At 61.1% G+C, this 14,894-nt stretch carries 16 protein-coding genes; 15 read left to right on the top strand and 1 reads right to left on the bottom strand.

The annotated features are described in order from the left end of the window. Positions 1 to 482 precede the first annotated feature (482 nt). Positions 483 to 1,832 (bottom strand): IS4 family transposase, encoded by a 1,350-nt coding sequence (locus AC1Q7H_RS31545; RefSeq protein ID WP_492316442.1) that lies wholly within the window; start codon positions 1,830 to 1,832, stop codon positions 483 to 485. A 726-nt stretch (positions 1,833 to 2,558) separates the two neighbouring features. Between AC1Q7H_RS31545 and AC1Q7H_RS31540 the strand changes: the two genes are divergently transcribed. The 15 genes from AC1Q7H_RS31540 (at position 2,559) to AC1Q7H_RS31470 (ending at position 14,833) form a co-directional block, all read left to right on the top strand. Further along, on the top strand, positions 2,559 to 2,831 hold the full coding sequence (locus AC1Q7H_RS31540) for a hypothetical protein (RefSeq protein ID WP_492382125.1): 273 nt from the start codon (positions 2,559 to 2,561) through the stop codon (positions 2,829 to 2,831). 2,023 nt (positions 2,832 to 4,854) lie between these two features. Beyond that, positions 4,855 to 6,519 (top strand): PRTRC system ParB family protein, encoded by a 1,665-nt coding sequence (locus tag AC1Q7H_RS31535; RefSeq protein ID WP_492316443.1) that lies wholly within the window; start codon positions 4,855 to 4,857, stop codon positions 6,517 to 6,519. A 65-nt stretch (positions 6,520 to 6,584) separates the two neighbouring features. After that, positions 6,585 to 7,040 (top strand): PRTRC system protein E, encoded by a 456-nt coding sequence (locus AC1Q7H_RS31530; protein ID WP_492316444.1) that lies wholly within the window; start codon positions 6,585 to 6,587, stop codon positions 7,038 to 7,040. A 17-nt stretch (positions 7,041 to 7,057) separates the two neighbouring features. Further along, on the top strand, positions 7,058 to 7,276 hold the full coding sequence (locus AC1Q7H_RS31525; RefSeq protein WP_340526888.1) for a PRTRC system protein C: 219 nt from the start codon (positions 7,058 to 7,060) through the stop codon (positions 7,274 to 7,276). 102 nt (positions 7,277 to 7,378) lie between these two features. Then, positions 7,379 to 8,509 carry a PRTRC system protein F gene (locus AC1Q7H_RS31520; RefSeq protein ID WP_492316445.1) on the top strand — a complete coding sequence of 377 codons (1,131 nt, stop codon included), beginning with the start codon at positions 7,379 to 7,381 and terminating at the stop codon, positions 8,507 to 8,509. A gap of 9 nt (positions 8,510 to 8,518) precedes the next feature. After that, entirely contained in the window at positions 8,519 to 9,235 is a 717-nt protein-coding gene (locus tag AC1Q7H_RS31515; protein ID WP_492316446.1) for a PRTRC system protein B, read from the top strand. Positions 9,236 to 9,243: 8 nt separating this feature from the next. Next, positions 9,244 to 9,885 carry a PRTRC system protein A gene (locus tag AC1Q7H_RS31510; protein ID WP_492316447.1) on the top strand — a complete coding sequence of 214 codons (642 nt, stop codon included), beginning with the start codon at positions 9,244 to 9,246 and terminating at the stop codon, positions 9,883 to 9,885. Beyond that, on the top strand, positions 9,885 to 10,679 hold the full coding sequence (locus AC1Q7H_RS31505; protein ID WP_492316448.1) for a PRTRC system ThiF family protein: 795 nt from the start codon (positions 9,885 to 9,887) through the stop codon (positions 10,677 to 10,679). Before AC1Q7H_RS31510 ends, AC1Q7H_RS31505 begins: the two co-directional genes overlap by 1 nt. A 217-nt stretch (positions 10,680 to 10,896) precedes the next feature. After that, positions 10,897 to 11,571, top strand: coding sequence for a hypothetical protein (locus AC1Q7H_RS31500; RefSeq protein ID WP_492316449.1), 675 nt, complete (start codon positions 10,897 to 10,899; stop codon positions 11,569 to 11,571). A 73-nt stretch (positions 11,572 to 11,644) separates the two neighbouring features. Next, complete coding sequence (locus AC1Q7H_RS31495) at positions 11,645 to 11,983, top strand: DUF3085 domain-containing protein (protein ID WP_436225937.1); 339 nt, start codon at positions 11,645 to 11,647, stop codon at positions 11,981 to 11,983. Positions 11,984 to 12,140: 157 nt separating this feature from the next. Next, the gene (locus AC1Q7H_RS31490) at positions 12,141 to 12,608 is read left to right on the top strand and encodes an outer membrane lipoprotein (RefSeq protein WP_492316450.1); all 468 of its coding nucleotides are present in this window, start codon (positions 12,141 to 12,143) and stop codon (positions 12,606 to 12,608) included. 193 nt (positions 12,609 to 12,801) lie between these two features. After that, entirely contained in the window at positions 12,802 to 13,182 is a 381-nt protein-coding gene (locus tag AC1Q7H_RS31485) for a hypothetical protein (RefSeq protein ID WP_492316451.1), read from the top strand. A gap of 193 nt (positions 13,183 to 13,375) precedes the next feature. Beyond that, a complete protein-coding gene (locus tag AC1Q7H_RS31480; protein WP_492316452.1) occupies positions 13,376 to 13,756 on the top strand; it encodes a hypothetical protein in 381 nt (126 codons plus the stop codon). Between the two features lie 12 nt (positions 13,757 to 13,768). Beyond that, positions 13,769 to 14,242 (top strand): hypothetical protein, encoded by a 474-nt coding sequence (locus AC1Q7H_RS31475; RefSeq protein WP_492316453.1) that lies wholly within the window; start codon positions 13,769 to 13,771, stop codon positions 14,240 to 14,242. A 228-nt stretch (positions 14,243 to 14,470) separates the two neighbouring features. Then, the gene (locus AC1Q7H_RS31470; RefSeq protein ID WP_492316454.1) at positions 14,471 to 14,833 is read left to right on the top strand and encodes a hypothetical protein; all 363 of its coding nucleotides are present in this window, start codon (positions 14,471 to 14,473) and stop codon (positions 14,831 to 14,833) included. Positions 14,834 to 14,894: the final 61 nt, after the last annotated feature.

Below are 14,894 nucleotides of genomic sequence, written 5' to 3'. Positions count from 1 at the left end.
GGGTTGTATGGAGTCCTCAGATTAACGCTTCAGCTAGTCGTCGCGCGGACATCCGCTGCCGGTATTTCAGCAGCCTGCTAGAGCCAACGCATGGCAGCTAAGTTCGACGGTACAGATTAGAAACTTGTTTTCGCCTTTGTATGTTCTCTCGCGCACACAAGGCAGGCGAATTGCGCCACGGGCCGCGACGGGATGCGACATCGACCGGCAGAGTCCGCACAAAACGACTTCTGTTTGAGCTCATCGCATCTTTCGGATGGCTGTAACCTGATTGAGTTTGCGAGTGAAAGGCCGTTATACCACTGAAGCAGTGGACCTCGCGCTCGCCTGAGCGGCTGTTAAGGGTCGAGGCCGTGTGGAAACATCTCTCGAATCGCACCAATGCGCGTCCGCCCCGGGGCGTAGCCTGCCTTATCGAATTTTCGGCAAACCCGGTCGTGGGCGGTGTCGAAAAGGGTGCGAACAGCGCTAATGGCATGCGGTTATACACAGTTGTCCCCATCATCGACGACTCGTAATCCTCGCAAAGTCTTCGCTGCGACATGAACTTCTTTCAGGCCAAGCCAAATCGTCTTCACGCCGGGCTCGCCATCGCTCTTGCGGCCGAGGAAGCCGCCAAGGCGTGCAATCAGGCGAAGCACCTCATTCAGCGTTGGCTTAGCAGGCTGTTTGACACGGGTCAGCAGATAGGCGCCGCGTATTTCATCCGGGTCGAAGAACAAGTCGGCGTCCAGATCCGGGCAAGTGCGTCCGAGCCGCATCAGATGCGCTATGCGCCAAGCGACGACCATGAACAGTGCCAAAGCGCGCTCAAGGCGTTCTATCGCCGACAACTGGAGCGCTTCAACGCGACAGGCGTTCTTCAGGATGTTGAACAGCGTTTCTATCTTCCAGCGCGCGCGGTACCAGTCAATAAGCTCAATCGCATCGTCCAGACTGGCTGCGCTGCGATTTGTCAGGAGGCGCCACTCGATTGGCTTGACGCCGGCAGGCGCATCAAACTCGCGCGCGACGATGCTCGTCGCCACGACCGTCTTGCCCTTACCTGCTGGCAGATCAACCCGTTGCACCCAGAGTTGCTGACGCACGGTGCGGGCCTTGACGCCATGGCGCGATCCCATCGTGAAAGCGATCTCGCCAATAGGCTTGCCGCTGATGGTGCGCTGCCACAGCTTCTCGCCATCCGGCAGGCAGCGATTGTGGGCCGCACGTATGAGCCAGTCGGCGGGCGTACCGAGTTCTTGAGCATGCAGCATCAACGCCATCAAGTCGGCTTCGCGGTCTGCGACATAGACCAAGCGCGTGCTGGGGAGCTCCTGGGCCATTTCAGCGATGCGCTCGTAACCTTTAATCCAACGCAAGCTTTTCTTTGGCCCACCGCGTTTGCCGAATTTATCCCGCTTCTCGCGCGCCCACATCCATGCGTCCAGCACACCAAGCGGTTCGCGTTGCGGCGTGACGGCGTAGGTCGGATGGAGATACATACCCCGCTGCGCCTCATAGCTCAGCGGCCCCAGACCGATAGCCCCTTGACCGTTAAAATCAAGTTCCGTCGTATCCTGAAGACACAGTACGACTGGCTCAGCCCCCATTCTCTGCCGGGTCTGCTGCCAGTGCGGCGCCAGAATATCGCGCCAGTCAACGCTGTCGTTGCCAAAGAAGCGATACGCTCCCATGGTCTCGCTCCAGCCGTGGCACGCCTTCGGTACGCTGGCCATCGGATCGGCCGCAAATCGCTCCATCAACATCCTCGCTCGCTTGTCGAGGCGCGCATCACCGAGATCCAGGTGGGCAAACTCAGTCGCTGCCCAGTGTGTCGATTCAATCGTCAACGCGTCACCCAAAATGCGACAGTAAACGCGAGACTTAGAGAGTTTACAAGTACCGCTTCAACTCGTTGAAAGTAAACGCTTTTCCTTGGCGCTCTGGTCGCTTTGGAAGGTCAGAGATGTGTAAAACCGCATGCGCTAATGGGCCCCTGAGAGCGGTCTTCATCCCCATTTTTTGGGCGCAAATGGGTGCTTACGCCACCAGGCGCATGGCCCTCATTGTTTTCGAGAACCCGAGAATTCGAAGGACGCGCTTCAGGTTGTACGCCAGAACATGCAGGCTCATTTCAGTTCCTACATTCGGTAGCGTGCGCGTCAAGAAGTGCGTGTAGCCTGGCGTGAGGTTCTTGCGAAAGAACCCGCAGCGTCTTCTGCTTCGAGCTTCTTGTTCTGACGCACTGCCTCGCCCAGTTCCTCACCGTGCAAATCTTTGAGCTCCGCCTCTGACCTCCATCCTGTACAGCGGGCGCCGTCGCCAGGCATGGCGTTGTCCCCGCCGACCAGGCCTCGCACTTTCGCTACTTAAACCAGATGGCTGAGTCCCGTCCACCACATGACGGATGGCAAGCGGCCAGGTTCGCTATTAAGGTCAGATCAAGACTGGCGCATAATCGGATAGGCTCTAGCGCGGAAAACCGCGAACACACAAAAAGAAGCCTCAAATCGCCAATAGTTCGGCACCAACAACGTGCCAGAGTCCAGCTAACAGTTCTCGAGGAGGAGGGAAAGATGGGATTCCTTGGTGGCATAGCCGAGTTAGTAGGAACCGCAGCCCATGTTGCGGGAAACATGGCAAAGATAAAGACCCTGTATCAAGCGGTGAGAGCAAACATAACAGCAGAAACGGGAGTCGATACTCGAGAGATTCCGGAGCCATTGAGAACTCACATCGTTGACATCGTTAAGCAGGAATACCTTGTTGGCGGTCACACGGATTCCCTCGAAAGATACCTGACTAGCCGGGTTCTCACGATACTTATCGCAGAGGGGTTGGCCCGATAACCGATCCGCCCTCAGCTCGGGCCACCCGCAAAGCCCTGTCAGAAACGGGATCGCCCCCGCGGCGAGCTGGTTGGCTGGAGGCACACGAAGCGCGAAGAGAATTTATTCGCGCGCTGGACCTCGCGAACGCGGCATGATACTTTAATTTTTACTCGCAACAAGGAGCAATTAAATGGGGTCCCTTTCAATTTGGCATTGGCTCGTTATCTTCATTTTTCTGTTTCTTTTGCCAATTATCGGCCTAGCCGTAATGGGGCCACAGCAGACCGTTTTTATTAAGCATCCACAATCCGGGCTCGTTAAGAAAGGGTATATCGGATATTGTTGGACATACTTCTTTTTCGGCTGGCTGGTTCCAATTTTTCGAGGTGAAATTGGCATAGGTATTCTGCATCTGATTCTGACTACCATTACGTTTGGTGTTTTTCAGATCATTATACCGTTCCTATACAACAAGCAATTCATGACACGTCAACTAACCTCAGGATGGATACTTAGCGATCAAACGTCTGTCATGGCAGTCGCTCGGTTTAAACTCGGCATCGCGGAATAGGCGTTCCGCCATCGACATGACTTTTAAAAATGGTCGGCACCAGATAGAAGGAATGGAAAATTTCATACACGCCTGTGGTTAGCAAGTACCATAAAATTCTTGCATCAGCCATGCTGCCTTACAACGGGCAGACTCTGAGAAAACACGAAATAATGGCGGTACTGCTTGCCAAGTATCCGGACCTCTCCGAGAAGCAGCGCCAATGGATATTCCCGTCAGATCATTGTGAAAACCATGTTTGCAAAGGAGCTTGTGACTGTGCGGGATCCCAGAACGCTATCTTTAGACAAGTCGCTCGTGGAACCTACATTGTCGTCATTGGCGACACCCCATGTATCGGCACCGATCTGGGTCCTCACGTGATAGGGTAGTGCCGCCAGATCTGACAGCCGATCGGCGTGCGGTGTTTGAGGGCCGGTTGGCATCCCTGTTGCTCAGACTGCGCGGGACTTGAAGACCAGCAGGCAGATCACCATGCGTGTTCGGGAAGCGGGGACAAGAATTTGGGCGCAGGTCCGCTGCTGAGGAGATGAGCGACGGACATCCCACTTGACCACGGTACGTTCGTCACGGTGCTAAACGCCCGTACCCCACGCACAGAGTTTCTCGTCGGCCAGACCGTGCAAGTTGTCGCCTACGGCAAGCGGACCGGCGTGTATGCCGTGTTCTTTGACGGCGAAATGTATGGGCCGTTCCGGCATGAGGACTTTGAGGTAGTGCGACATGGCGAGTGACGTTGCCTTGTGCCAGTGACGTGGTATCGGATTTCAACCGGAGAGGGGCGATCCCGTTGTTGCTTCCGGACCGTTCTACCGCCCAGTCTGGGCGTCAATCGTTACCGCTGGCCCTTGCTGGCCCGCACTCGCGAACGGTCCCAATCGACCATCACATGCACAGGGAACACCATCCAGGCCAAGCACTCCTTGTTCAACGTCCTCGTGCTGTTCCTGCTGTGGGTGAACACCCATAACAACATACCTCTTACAGTCGATCAGCGGGCGATGGTGGTGAATCGGTTGAATGCTAGTGTATCGTTGCCCAGATTGCGCGGGACATGAAGACCAGTCCGACAGACGATTATGCGGGTTCGGGAAGCGCTCGCCGAGCGAGGCCTTGAGTGACCGCTGTAACTTTCGAAACGGCCGTTGTGTCTACACACGCTTGTAGGGCCGCTCAGGGTCGGTTTCGGCCGACTCCAACGGGACGGAAGCCCCGCAGTAAGGCCACCCCGCAGATCTGCGAAGAACCCTTTCCTCCGCCAAGTTGTTGGCGTGATCGAGGCGATTGGTATATCCTGTCGCCTACTTCAGCGTCCCTGACGCATCGACCTCGCACCATCCGGTGCACAGCTTTTTGCCGTAACTTGGCTTCCCGCATTGCCGGGCCGCCATGCCTTTCTTTCTTATCCCATCGGGAACCTGTTCCCGGTGCGGCAACGGGTTCCCCTTTTCCGCTTCGGAGAACCCCATCATGCTGAACCCCACCATCGCCGTAGGCAAGATCAATCCTGGCCGCAATCCGCGCAAGTATTTCGATCCTGCCGAAATGGCGGAACTAACCGATTCCGTTCGCGAGAACGGTGTCATCCAGCCGATCCTGATCCGTCCGTTGGGCGATGACGCATTCGAGCTGGTGGCCGGGGAGCGCCGCTTGCGTGCCGCGAAGGCGGCGCACGGCGACGACTACCCCATCCCTGTCACCATCCGCGAGATGAGCGAGGAGGAAGCCGACCGGCTCGCCCTCATCGAAAACGTCCAGCGTGCAGACATGGCGCCTTCCGAGGAAGCCGTGGCCGCCGCGCGGATCGTTGGACAACTCAAGGGTGACCGCGAGGAAGCCGCCAAGATCCTGGGCTGGTCCCGCTCCACGCTGGACAAGCGCCTGGCGCTGATGAACTGCAGCACGTCCGTTCTGGACGCGCTCAACACCCGCACCATCCAGCTCGGCCACGCTGAACTGCTGGCGACGCTCGCCAAGGACAAGCAGGACAAGCTCCTGCCCGTCATCGTGGGCGAGAAGAAGTCGGTGGCAGAACTGAAGAAAACCATCGAGGCAGCCGCGTGCAGCCTCGCTACGGCGATCTTCGACAAGGCTGACTGTGCTGCCTGCTCGCACAACTCGTCGTTGCAGACGGAGATGTTCGGCGAGGCCATCGCGACCGGTAATTGCACCAACCGCGCCTGCTACACCCAGAAGACCGACAAGCAACTGGAAACGGTTGCCTACGGCCTGAAGGATGAGTACCCGGTGATCCGGATTGTGCGTGCGGGGGACAACCATACGCGCGTGCAACTGGTGGTGGACGGTCCGACCGGCGTCGGCGAGGAACAGGCGAAGGCCTGCCACGCCTGCGAGCACTACGGCGCGGCAGTCAGTGCGCTGCCGGACAGCATTGGCAAGGTCTTCCGCGGCCAGTGCTTCGATACGGCTTGCAACAGCAAGAAGATCGCCGCACGATTGAAGGCCGAGCGCGACGCCAAGGCGAACGCGCAGAGACCGGCCGCGGCACCCGCGGGTGCAACCACGACTGCCAAAGGCTCGACCAAGGCTCCCGCTGAGGAAAAGGCCGTCACGCATATCAGCGAGACCGAGAAGGTGAAATCCTACCGGGTCGCGCTGTGGCGCAAGGCGCTGCGCCGCGAGGCCGCAAGCGTTCCCGAGACCGCCAACATCTATCTGCTGGCGGCGGCGTTGTCCGGCCTTTCACGCAACATTGGTGGCGACACCATGGGCAAGATCTTCGAGAAGCTGACGGACGAGAAGGCTTCATCCACCGACCTCAAGAAGAACCTGGCCACCGTGCAGGAGCTGGATGCCGGCAAGCGTGCAACGCTGACCACTGCGATGACTGTCGCGGCCATCGAGGGGATTGAAGTCCATCACCTCGTGGCAATGTGCCAGTACCACAAGCTGGATCTGCGCCAGCACTGGAACCTGCAGAAGTCCAAGGACTTCCTGGAACTGCTCACCAAGTCGGAGATGAAGGTGCTGGCCGACGAGCTGGGCCTGCGTGCCGCGCTCGGTGACAGCTTCACCAAGGTCTTCAACAAATCCAAGCCGGATCTGATCGAGGCGTTGCTCAACGTCGATGGCTTCGATTACACGGGCAAGCTGCCCAAGGTCCTGCGCTTCTGATCGCACCCGACCGCCAACTGGCGGTCGGACCTCCTCATTAATTCCATCTCTTCAAGGATCTCCCCATGTTTCAGGAACTCGTTCCGCTCGTCGCCGCGTGCGACAAAGTTGTGCTCACGCTCACCATGAAAGGTGACGCGATGGCTGTGGTGGTAGCACCGGTGGTCTCCAAGGCCGCTGACGCCGCGCTGGCCACGCCTCTTGCCCTGACCGCCTCCCCGGCGGAACTGGACGAGGGCTTCGCCCAGGCGATCGCCTCGGTGTCGGTTTCGCATCGCTCGTTGGCTGAACAGGTCGAAGCTACGGCTTCGATCCTGAGCGCCGCAACCAGCGCGCAGTCCACCAAGGCGCAGAAGGCGCTCTCCAAGGCCAACAGCAAGCCGGCTGCACCGTCTTCGGAAGATGCGGACGGGGCTGACGGCAAGGACGATAACGAGGAAGGCGAGGGCAAGGCTGCGGCCCCCGCGCCCCAGACGTCGTCGCCCGAGCCGAGCGGCACCAATCTCGCTGACCTGCTGTAACGGACAGGAGCTACACCATGAGCCTGACCGTCCAGCAACTTACCCGTGAGTTCACCTACAACGGCATGACCCTGATGGATCCTGGCCCGGCATTCTCGCCCGACCAGGTGCGCGACATGTACACCGCCCAGTACCCCGAGCTGACCACCGCCACGGTGGACGGCCCGGAGCACAACGGCACCGTCATGCGCTACACGTTCGTGCGTGCCGCCGGCGCCAAGGGCTGCCATGCGTAAGCGTGACTTGATGCAGGCACTGTCCAGTCCGGACTTTTGCCTGCCTTCCAACCAGAAACCGCCCGAAAGGGCGGTTTTTTCACATTCTGAGGAGATGGAATCGTGTTGTTCGATCCTCGCCCATCTGATGAAAGCTTCGTTGAATCAGCCCACGGTTGGACGCCATCGCGACAGCCTCCCGCTGCCCGACGTCGACCTGCCCATGGTTTTCTGACGCTACCCACGCTGCCAGCCGAGATTCCCGCCCGCGGGAAGCTCCAGTATGGCGACAGCGCGGACTCCCTCAGGCTGATCCGCAAGCAGTTTGAAACCGGCGTGCTGGCGGCCCGGGACGTGAAGGGTGCGGCCAGTGCCGGCGATGCGTTCGCGCAGGCCATGTTCGCCTGGCTGCGCCGGCACACGCCGAAGTGCAAGCGGTTGAACTTCTCGTTCGCGTTGCTCGACCTGGCTGCCGCAAGGGAGCAGGTCGATCAGTTCGGATGGGACGAAGAACTCCATGCGCCGTTGTACCTTGCGATCGAGCTGGACGAGGAGACCGTGTTCGAGATCGGGCAGCGTGCCGATATCATGCGCCGCGCCGATCCGGCCCTGCTGTACACGGCCATTCACCTCGTCAACGAGGCGGCGGGCCGATCGCTCTTCGTGCGAACACCGGACGAGCTGGCGGACATGTTCGCCCGTTGGTGGTGGGAATGCGATCCGACCATGAGCGATGAGGAGGCGCGGGCGTTTCTCGCCGAGCGGTTTGGCGACGACAGCTGTGAGATCGAGCGCTACCTTCCGTCCAGGGTACTGCCAGTGCTGGCCCCGGATGATGCGGTGCCGGCGTTTGCGCGCCGGGACAAGACGGTGCGCATTGACTGCCTGCGCGCCCCGCAGCTGGAGGCGCTGGCGGGTCACAAACGTGGCCTGCCACGCCGCATCTGCCTGGCGCTGCTGGACCTGCAGGCGGTACTCGCCCGCACCCGGCGCAGCCGCGCGCTCAACCACGCGCAATGGGCGGAACCGGCCTACTCGGCGGCGACGCTCTGCATGTGGAGAGAGCACTGGGTCGGTCAGATCCTCGATGACCACTTTGATTCATTGAACTGCGGCGGCGAAGCCACGATGTATCAGTCGCTGATCCCGCTGGCAAACACCCCCCGCGCCATCCGGCGCCAGTTCAAGCAGCTGGCCGACATGATGGACGTCATTGAGGCGCTCGACCGCGTTCTTACCTTAATTTCTGAATAGGAGGGCCACATGGCCAAGATTCATAGTGCTTCACGCGACCATGACGTTGCCTTGCAAGGGGCCATTCTGCTTTATGGGACTGACCTCAGTGCGTTCTGCTATGCCACCGCGCATCACATCGTCACCGATGGTCAGACGGGGCGACCCGTGATCGGCGCCGGCACGCCACTGAACCGGCGTGCGCTGATCCAGGCGGTGCGGCAGGTCGCCGAGGCCTCGCTGCCCAAGGGAGAGTTCCTGACACCCTACGTGCTGTCGATCAGCCCGGATGCCATCACCTGGTGGTGTCCGCCCGGCAATCGCCGCGTGTTCTTCAATTGCGAGGAGTTGGATGATCGCAGCGCCGTGACGCCCCATCCCGGTCTGGTCTTTCACGCGTCGCCTGCCGGCTTTCGTGTGTTCGCCCTGATCGACGATGAGCGCCCGACGCCGGATTCGATGCTGTACGAGCCGCCGTATTTCAACACCTGGGATCACGGAAAGATCTGCATCGGCACGGCTCACGTGCCCAAGCAGATCGACGCCGCGTCCATAGCCGGCTGGGAGGGGGCGTTCTTTGCTTCGGCCTTCACCCATCCCAATCACGGCGGCAAGCGAGTCGACCATGCCGACGGCTTCTACGCCTTCTGGCGCGACATGCTGGACGGGAAGTTTCCAAGCTTCCCGAAAGTCGCCCTCATCCCCATGAACCAATCCCTCGGCAACCTGATCGCCGGGAAATTCTGAGACTGAACATGCATCCGATGGACATTACCCTGCAGCAATCCTTTCCGACCGTGATGGTGCCGCGCTTCGGCGACCTGGCACCGCTGGAAGCGACGGGAGAGCGCCTGCTCATCGCCGCCAACGGCGTGTTTCTGGAAGTGTCGCGGCCCTGGCTGCAGCTCGTGCGCCGCGTGGGCCAGTTCGACGTCAAGACTGCCGTGCCCTATGGCACCGTGGCCGAGGCGACGGACCTGCGCTGCGGCAAGCTGCCTGCGCACCTGATCGGGCTGTTTGCCGGGATGGCGCGTGCGGCCATGCCCAACGAGACGGGCGGCTGGATCGTCTGGAATCCGGCAACCGGCGCATTCCGGCTGGTGCCGGTCACGATCCTGTCGCACGGGCGCGGTCATTTGCAGTACGATCGGCCGGCGCTGGTCGATGGCGAGGTGCTGGTGGTGGATTGCCATTCGCATGGCAACTATCCGGCGTACTTCTCATCGACCGACAACGAGGACGACCAGCATGACGTGAAGTTCGCGTTCGTGATGGGCAACTGCCTCGCTGTGACTCCGTCGCTGTGCCTGCGGCTCTGCGCCAAGGGCATCTTCGAGGTAGTCGAGCGGGTACCGGGCGACTGGTATGAGGCAGTGCGCGCACAGGAGGTGGTGTGATGACGTTTCAACACCATATCCCCGAAACGATGCGCATCAACGCGTGGCAAGTGGTGGTGGTCGGTGCTGGCGGCACCGGTAGCGCCTTGCTGCCGGCGCTGGCCCGTCTGCACCACGCTATGCTCGAACTCGGCCACCCTGGCGGTATCGAGTGCACGGTCTACGATGACGACACAGTGAGCGAAACCAACGTCGGCCGCCAGGGCTTCTACCCCAACGACGTCGGCCAGCACAAGGCTACGCTGCTGGTGAACCGGCTGAACCTGCTGATGGGCACCCGCTGGGAGGCCCGCCCGCGACGGATCGGCAGTCAGGATCGCTTTGTCTGCGACATGGCGATCGGTTGCGTGGATTCGCGTGCTGCGCGCAAGGCCATTCTCGGCGCGCTCGAGCGCGGTCCCGGCGGCTACTACTTGGACTGCGGCAACGAGACTGACCGCGGCCAGGTGATTCTTGGCCAGGTGCGCGGCAACCGGGAAACCCGCCTGCCCCACGTCGGCGACCTGTTCCCCGAACTGGTCGACCCCAAGGGTGACAAGGCCGACACGGCGCCGTCCTGTTCGATGGCCGACGCGTTGCGCAAGCAGTCGCTGGTCATCAATCAGGCGATCGCCGTGCAGGCATTCAACCTGCTGTGGACGCTGTTCCGGACGGGCACGCTGAAGTATTCAGGCGTGTTCGTCAATCTGGAGGCAGGGCGCACCAATCCGTTGCCGATCGACCCCGCAGCATGGGCCCGATTTGGCTACGACGTGGCCGCCAGGCCCGTGCGCAAACGTGCCAAGGCGAAATGACGGCGCACCGCGATTCCTTGCACCCACCCCCGGACTGACGTTCGGGGTTTTTTTTCGACGGCGCAATTGCAACGCGCGCGTCCAGGCTGATACCATCACAGCACTTCTCGCGTCTCAGACGCATCGATTTTTCTCAATCCTGACCGTCGTCAGGCCTTCATCACCCGCAGGGGCATAGTCCCTGCGGCTGTGCTCCTGTTTTTTTTGGAGCACACCTGTGATTCAGACCATCCAGATTGACCCGCGCCAGCTCAAGGCCATCGCCTTGCTTGCGCCCAAGCAGGACCCCCGCTATTGGCTCAATGGAGTCTTTGCTGAGGCCATGCCACGCGAAACGCGCCTGGTTGCCATGGACGGGCAACGCATGGGCGTGTTCCATGCAGAGAAGGCCAACCAGCTTGGTGACGCCATCTGCGTAGGCTGCATCCTGCCCCACAACGTCATCAAATGCGTGAAGCCGGTGCGCGGCAAGTTTGGCTCGCTGGAACTGCGCGTCGATACCGAGCGGCCCGGCTGGGCCGAACTGGTGCATGGTGGCACGCCATTCGAGTTTGTGCGGCGCGATGCAGGCTATCCCATCTACCGTCGTGCCATCGGTCCCCATCAGGGTAGCGGTGAGCCGGGGCAGTGCGACCCGCGCCACCTCTATGACATCCACCGCGTCTTCCAGGCGCTGGAGGGCAAACTCGCCGCTGACAGCGGCGGCGTCTATCTCCATCACAACGGTACCGACAATACGCGCGTCAGTCTCTACGGGCGCAAAGACTTTGTCGGCACCGTGCGACCACGCAAGGCTGACGGCCCGGCTCTGCTCTTCTGGGCGGATTCGCCGGCACCCGTCGCTCACGTGAACCCTGCGGACGTTGTGCCTGTCCTGGCAGAACCTGCTTAACCGACATTCTTCATCCCTTGCGGGGCAAAGCCCCTCGGGGGCTTGCTCCGTTTCACCCATTAAGGAGCAATCCATGCCTCAAATCACGCTTTCCCGTTCGCAGGTTGAGTGCCTTGTCGCCTTCTGCGACGCGGCGAAGTCCGAGAAGTTCTTTATCGCCAAGGACCACGGCGCTTACGTGGGCTATAGCACCGGCCCCAAGCCGGAGCAGCAGTGTCTGTTTTACTTTAAGGGGTGCAACCCCGCAGTGGATGCGGAGTTCTATGAGAACGCCCGTCGCGGTTTTGGTGGCGACGATTTCGGTGAGCGTCTGTCTCTGACCGGTCTCAAGGAGACCCTGGCCAATGCAGATTGCAAGTCCGTCCGGATCACCGTCACGCCCCGGTCTATCCGGATCGACGCGTTCGCCTGAGAAGACGGCTCCACAAACGATGCCCGGACTGCTAAGATAGCTGCACTTCTCGCGTCCCTGACGCATCGACCACGCCGGCATCTCCGCTGGCACAGCTTTCCCCCCTACGGGCCTTCCTGCCCGTAGGCATGTTGGCCCATTTTCATGTGAGGCCAGCATGTTCAAGCGTTATTTCCTCCTCTTTGCATTTGTGAGTGCTATCAGTGGCTGCGCTGCTCAGGCTTCGCCCAATGTCTACCGCGGTTCCGATGCCATGCGCGCCGGTTCCGCGGAGCAGGTGACGGTAGTGCGCGTGCGCAACGTCACCATTGCGGGCGACAGCATGTTGTCGGCTAACTCTGGTGTGCCCGCAATCCTCAGCACGTTGGTTGGCGCAGTACTCGGTGCGCGTGTCATCGGCAACGGCGATGGGCGTTACATCGCCGGCGCGCTCTCGGGCACGGCAGCGGGTGTCATCGGGCAGGTCGCGGCTACGCACCTGTCGCAGCGCGACGGCGTGGAGGTCATTGTCCGCACGGACAGCGGCCGCCAACTCGTCGTGGCACAAGGCGCCGATCAGCAGTTCGTCGTAGGCGAACGACTGTACCTGGCGTCGTCGAGCGGCGGCTATCGTCTGACGCGTTGAACTGAGCACCGGCTTGCCGGTGCTCCCATCCCTCGCAAGCCCCAAGAGGGCTTGCCCCAGCGTTCGCGCTTGGGCAAGCGCTTTTGATCGCGTCCACGACGCATCGAAATCCGCGCCTGGCACCGCCAGGACCATCCCTTGCACCCACGGGGCACCGCCCTCGTGATCGGCGTCCCGTGCCATGGAGCCAACTATGCAATCCATCACCCCGATCCGGACCGAAGGCAAGACCGTCGACCAAGTCACCAGCCTTCTTGCGCGTACGCTGCGGGCCATCGACCTCGAGCCGGAGTGGATCATTCCGGCAAATCATTTTGCTGACGCAAACGAGGCGCAGTACGGGCTGTTGCCCGACGCGGTCTGGCCGGCAGAGCACGCCCGCCATCGCTTCGCGGTCTCGGTCGACCGCGGCTGCTCGGAAGGCTGGCGCGTGCACGTCGATCACATCGCGACTGCCGTCGAAAGTCCCACCGGCAGCACGGCGCTGCGCAAGCTCGCTGTGGCCAAGATGTTCAGCCGCGACCAGGCGTGGCAGACGGCGCGCGTGATCAACCGCTTGCTGGACATCGACTGATCCGGAATGCGTGGCGCCTTCGGGCGCCGCGCACACCGCACCAGAGTGCTTGCTCAATCGACGAGCGATTCGGCAAACACTCTTTGATCGCGTCCAAGACGCATCGAACCCCCGTCTGGCTTGTCCAGACCTTCACCCTTCTCGGGACACCGTCCCGATGGGGATGGCTGTCCCGTTTCAACCGAGACTTGCCATGAAAATCCCCAAATCCTTTACCCAACCGCACCAACCCCGCCACGCCGCGGCCTGTGCCAGCCTCAAACGCGATGCTTCCCGTGTCATGCGCCGTCTGGCATGCGACCTGGGCCTGCGTCAGCGCGATTTCACCGTGCGCGAGCGCCGGCGGCGCCGCGATGCGACCGACCTGTTCGCGTTGCACACCGATACGTTGTACGTGCAGATTACCCACGCGCCGCAACAGTCCGCGGCTCGCCTGAGCTTTCGCACCTGCCGTGGCCGCGACGATCATACTGGCGGGCGCGAAAATGCGGTCTGCCTGCAGTCGATCGGCTCGCCGGAGGGCTACGCCTCGCTCGTTGCCACGCTGCGCATAGTAGCCGGCCGGCGCAGCTGAGGAGGCGTGACCATGACGCGCATTGCCAAGGTCATTCTCAAATCCACGAGCGGCGACGAATACTCGTGCTCCGTTCACTACGAGCCGGACGCCGACGTTGTTACGCTGCCGGTACGTCTGGACAATCTGGTGGACGCCTCCATCACGATGGGGGAACGGCACGTGCTGATGCTATTGGAGGACGGTTACCAGTTCCCCTTGGTGCGCAAGGAGCCGTCAATCTACCGGGTGGATCGCTCCAAGGCCGCCAAGCGAGGATGGCTGCACGAGGCCCGCATGGCCATTGTGGCTCCGACCAAGGATCAACGCCTGCAGTACGGGCGCTTCACCCATACGCTTTCGGCTGCGGCGATCGTCGGTCTGGCTGGCTATTCCACAAGCTGGCCTGGCTGGAATCTGACTGCGGTGGCAAATGGCGTGAGCCTTTCTGTGATCGCAGGTGTATTATTTGCCGTAGGTGCAGTCCTCTCGAAAGGAGAAAAGTGATGTTCGGCCCACCTCTTCTGGTTCTCGCGTTGCTGTTCTCGGCCTACCTGCTGTGGGCGGACCGCAACGGCCGTCGCGTCCACAAGGACTGAGCGCCAACCTTCCTCTCAGGTGTCCGGCTCCCGGACGCCTGCTCTGACGCATCCCTCGGGATGCGTTTTTTATTTCCACCACCCACCCGGGGCATGCCCCAAAGGGGGCGGCTCCGCATTCAAGGAGTTACCCCTCATGGAAAACCGCCTGATTGGCGCTGGCATGCCCAGCTATCCCCCGGGCGTGCACCTACGCGTCCATATCTATCAGACCAACCGACGTCCGGCGCTGTCGCTGGTCTGCGCGGACGATGACGAGCCGTATGCCAATCTGACGGCCAACGTTGTCCATGCGCATCTCGCCGACGATGAGGTCTTCGTCGCGGCCTGGAACGTGCCCGAAGACGTGCTAGAGGCGCTGCTGGTGACGGGTTGGCTCATGCCGGTCCGCACGCTCGCCACTGGCCATGTCAGCGGGCCGGTCTGGAAGCTCCAGTCTGCCGAGCTGCTCGCATGGATTGCCGATGCGCGCGCCGATGCAGGCGTGGAGGCATCGTGATCGCCATTGCGAGCTGAACCTCGCACACACATCTCAATTCCTTTCCACCCAGACGGGGCAA

The sequence above is a fragment of the Cupriavidus sp. GW823-FHT06D04 genome (assembly GCF_058795055.1).
This window is presented reverse-complemented; position numbering and strand designations above follow the sequence as displayed.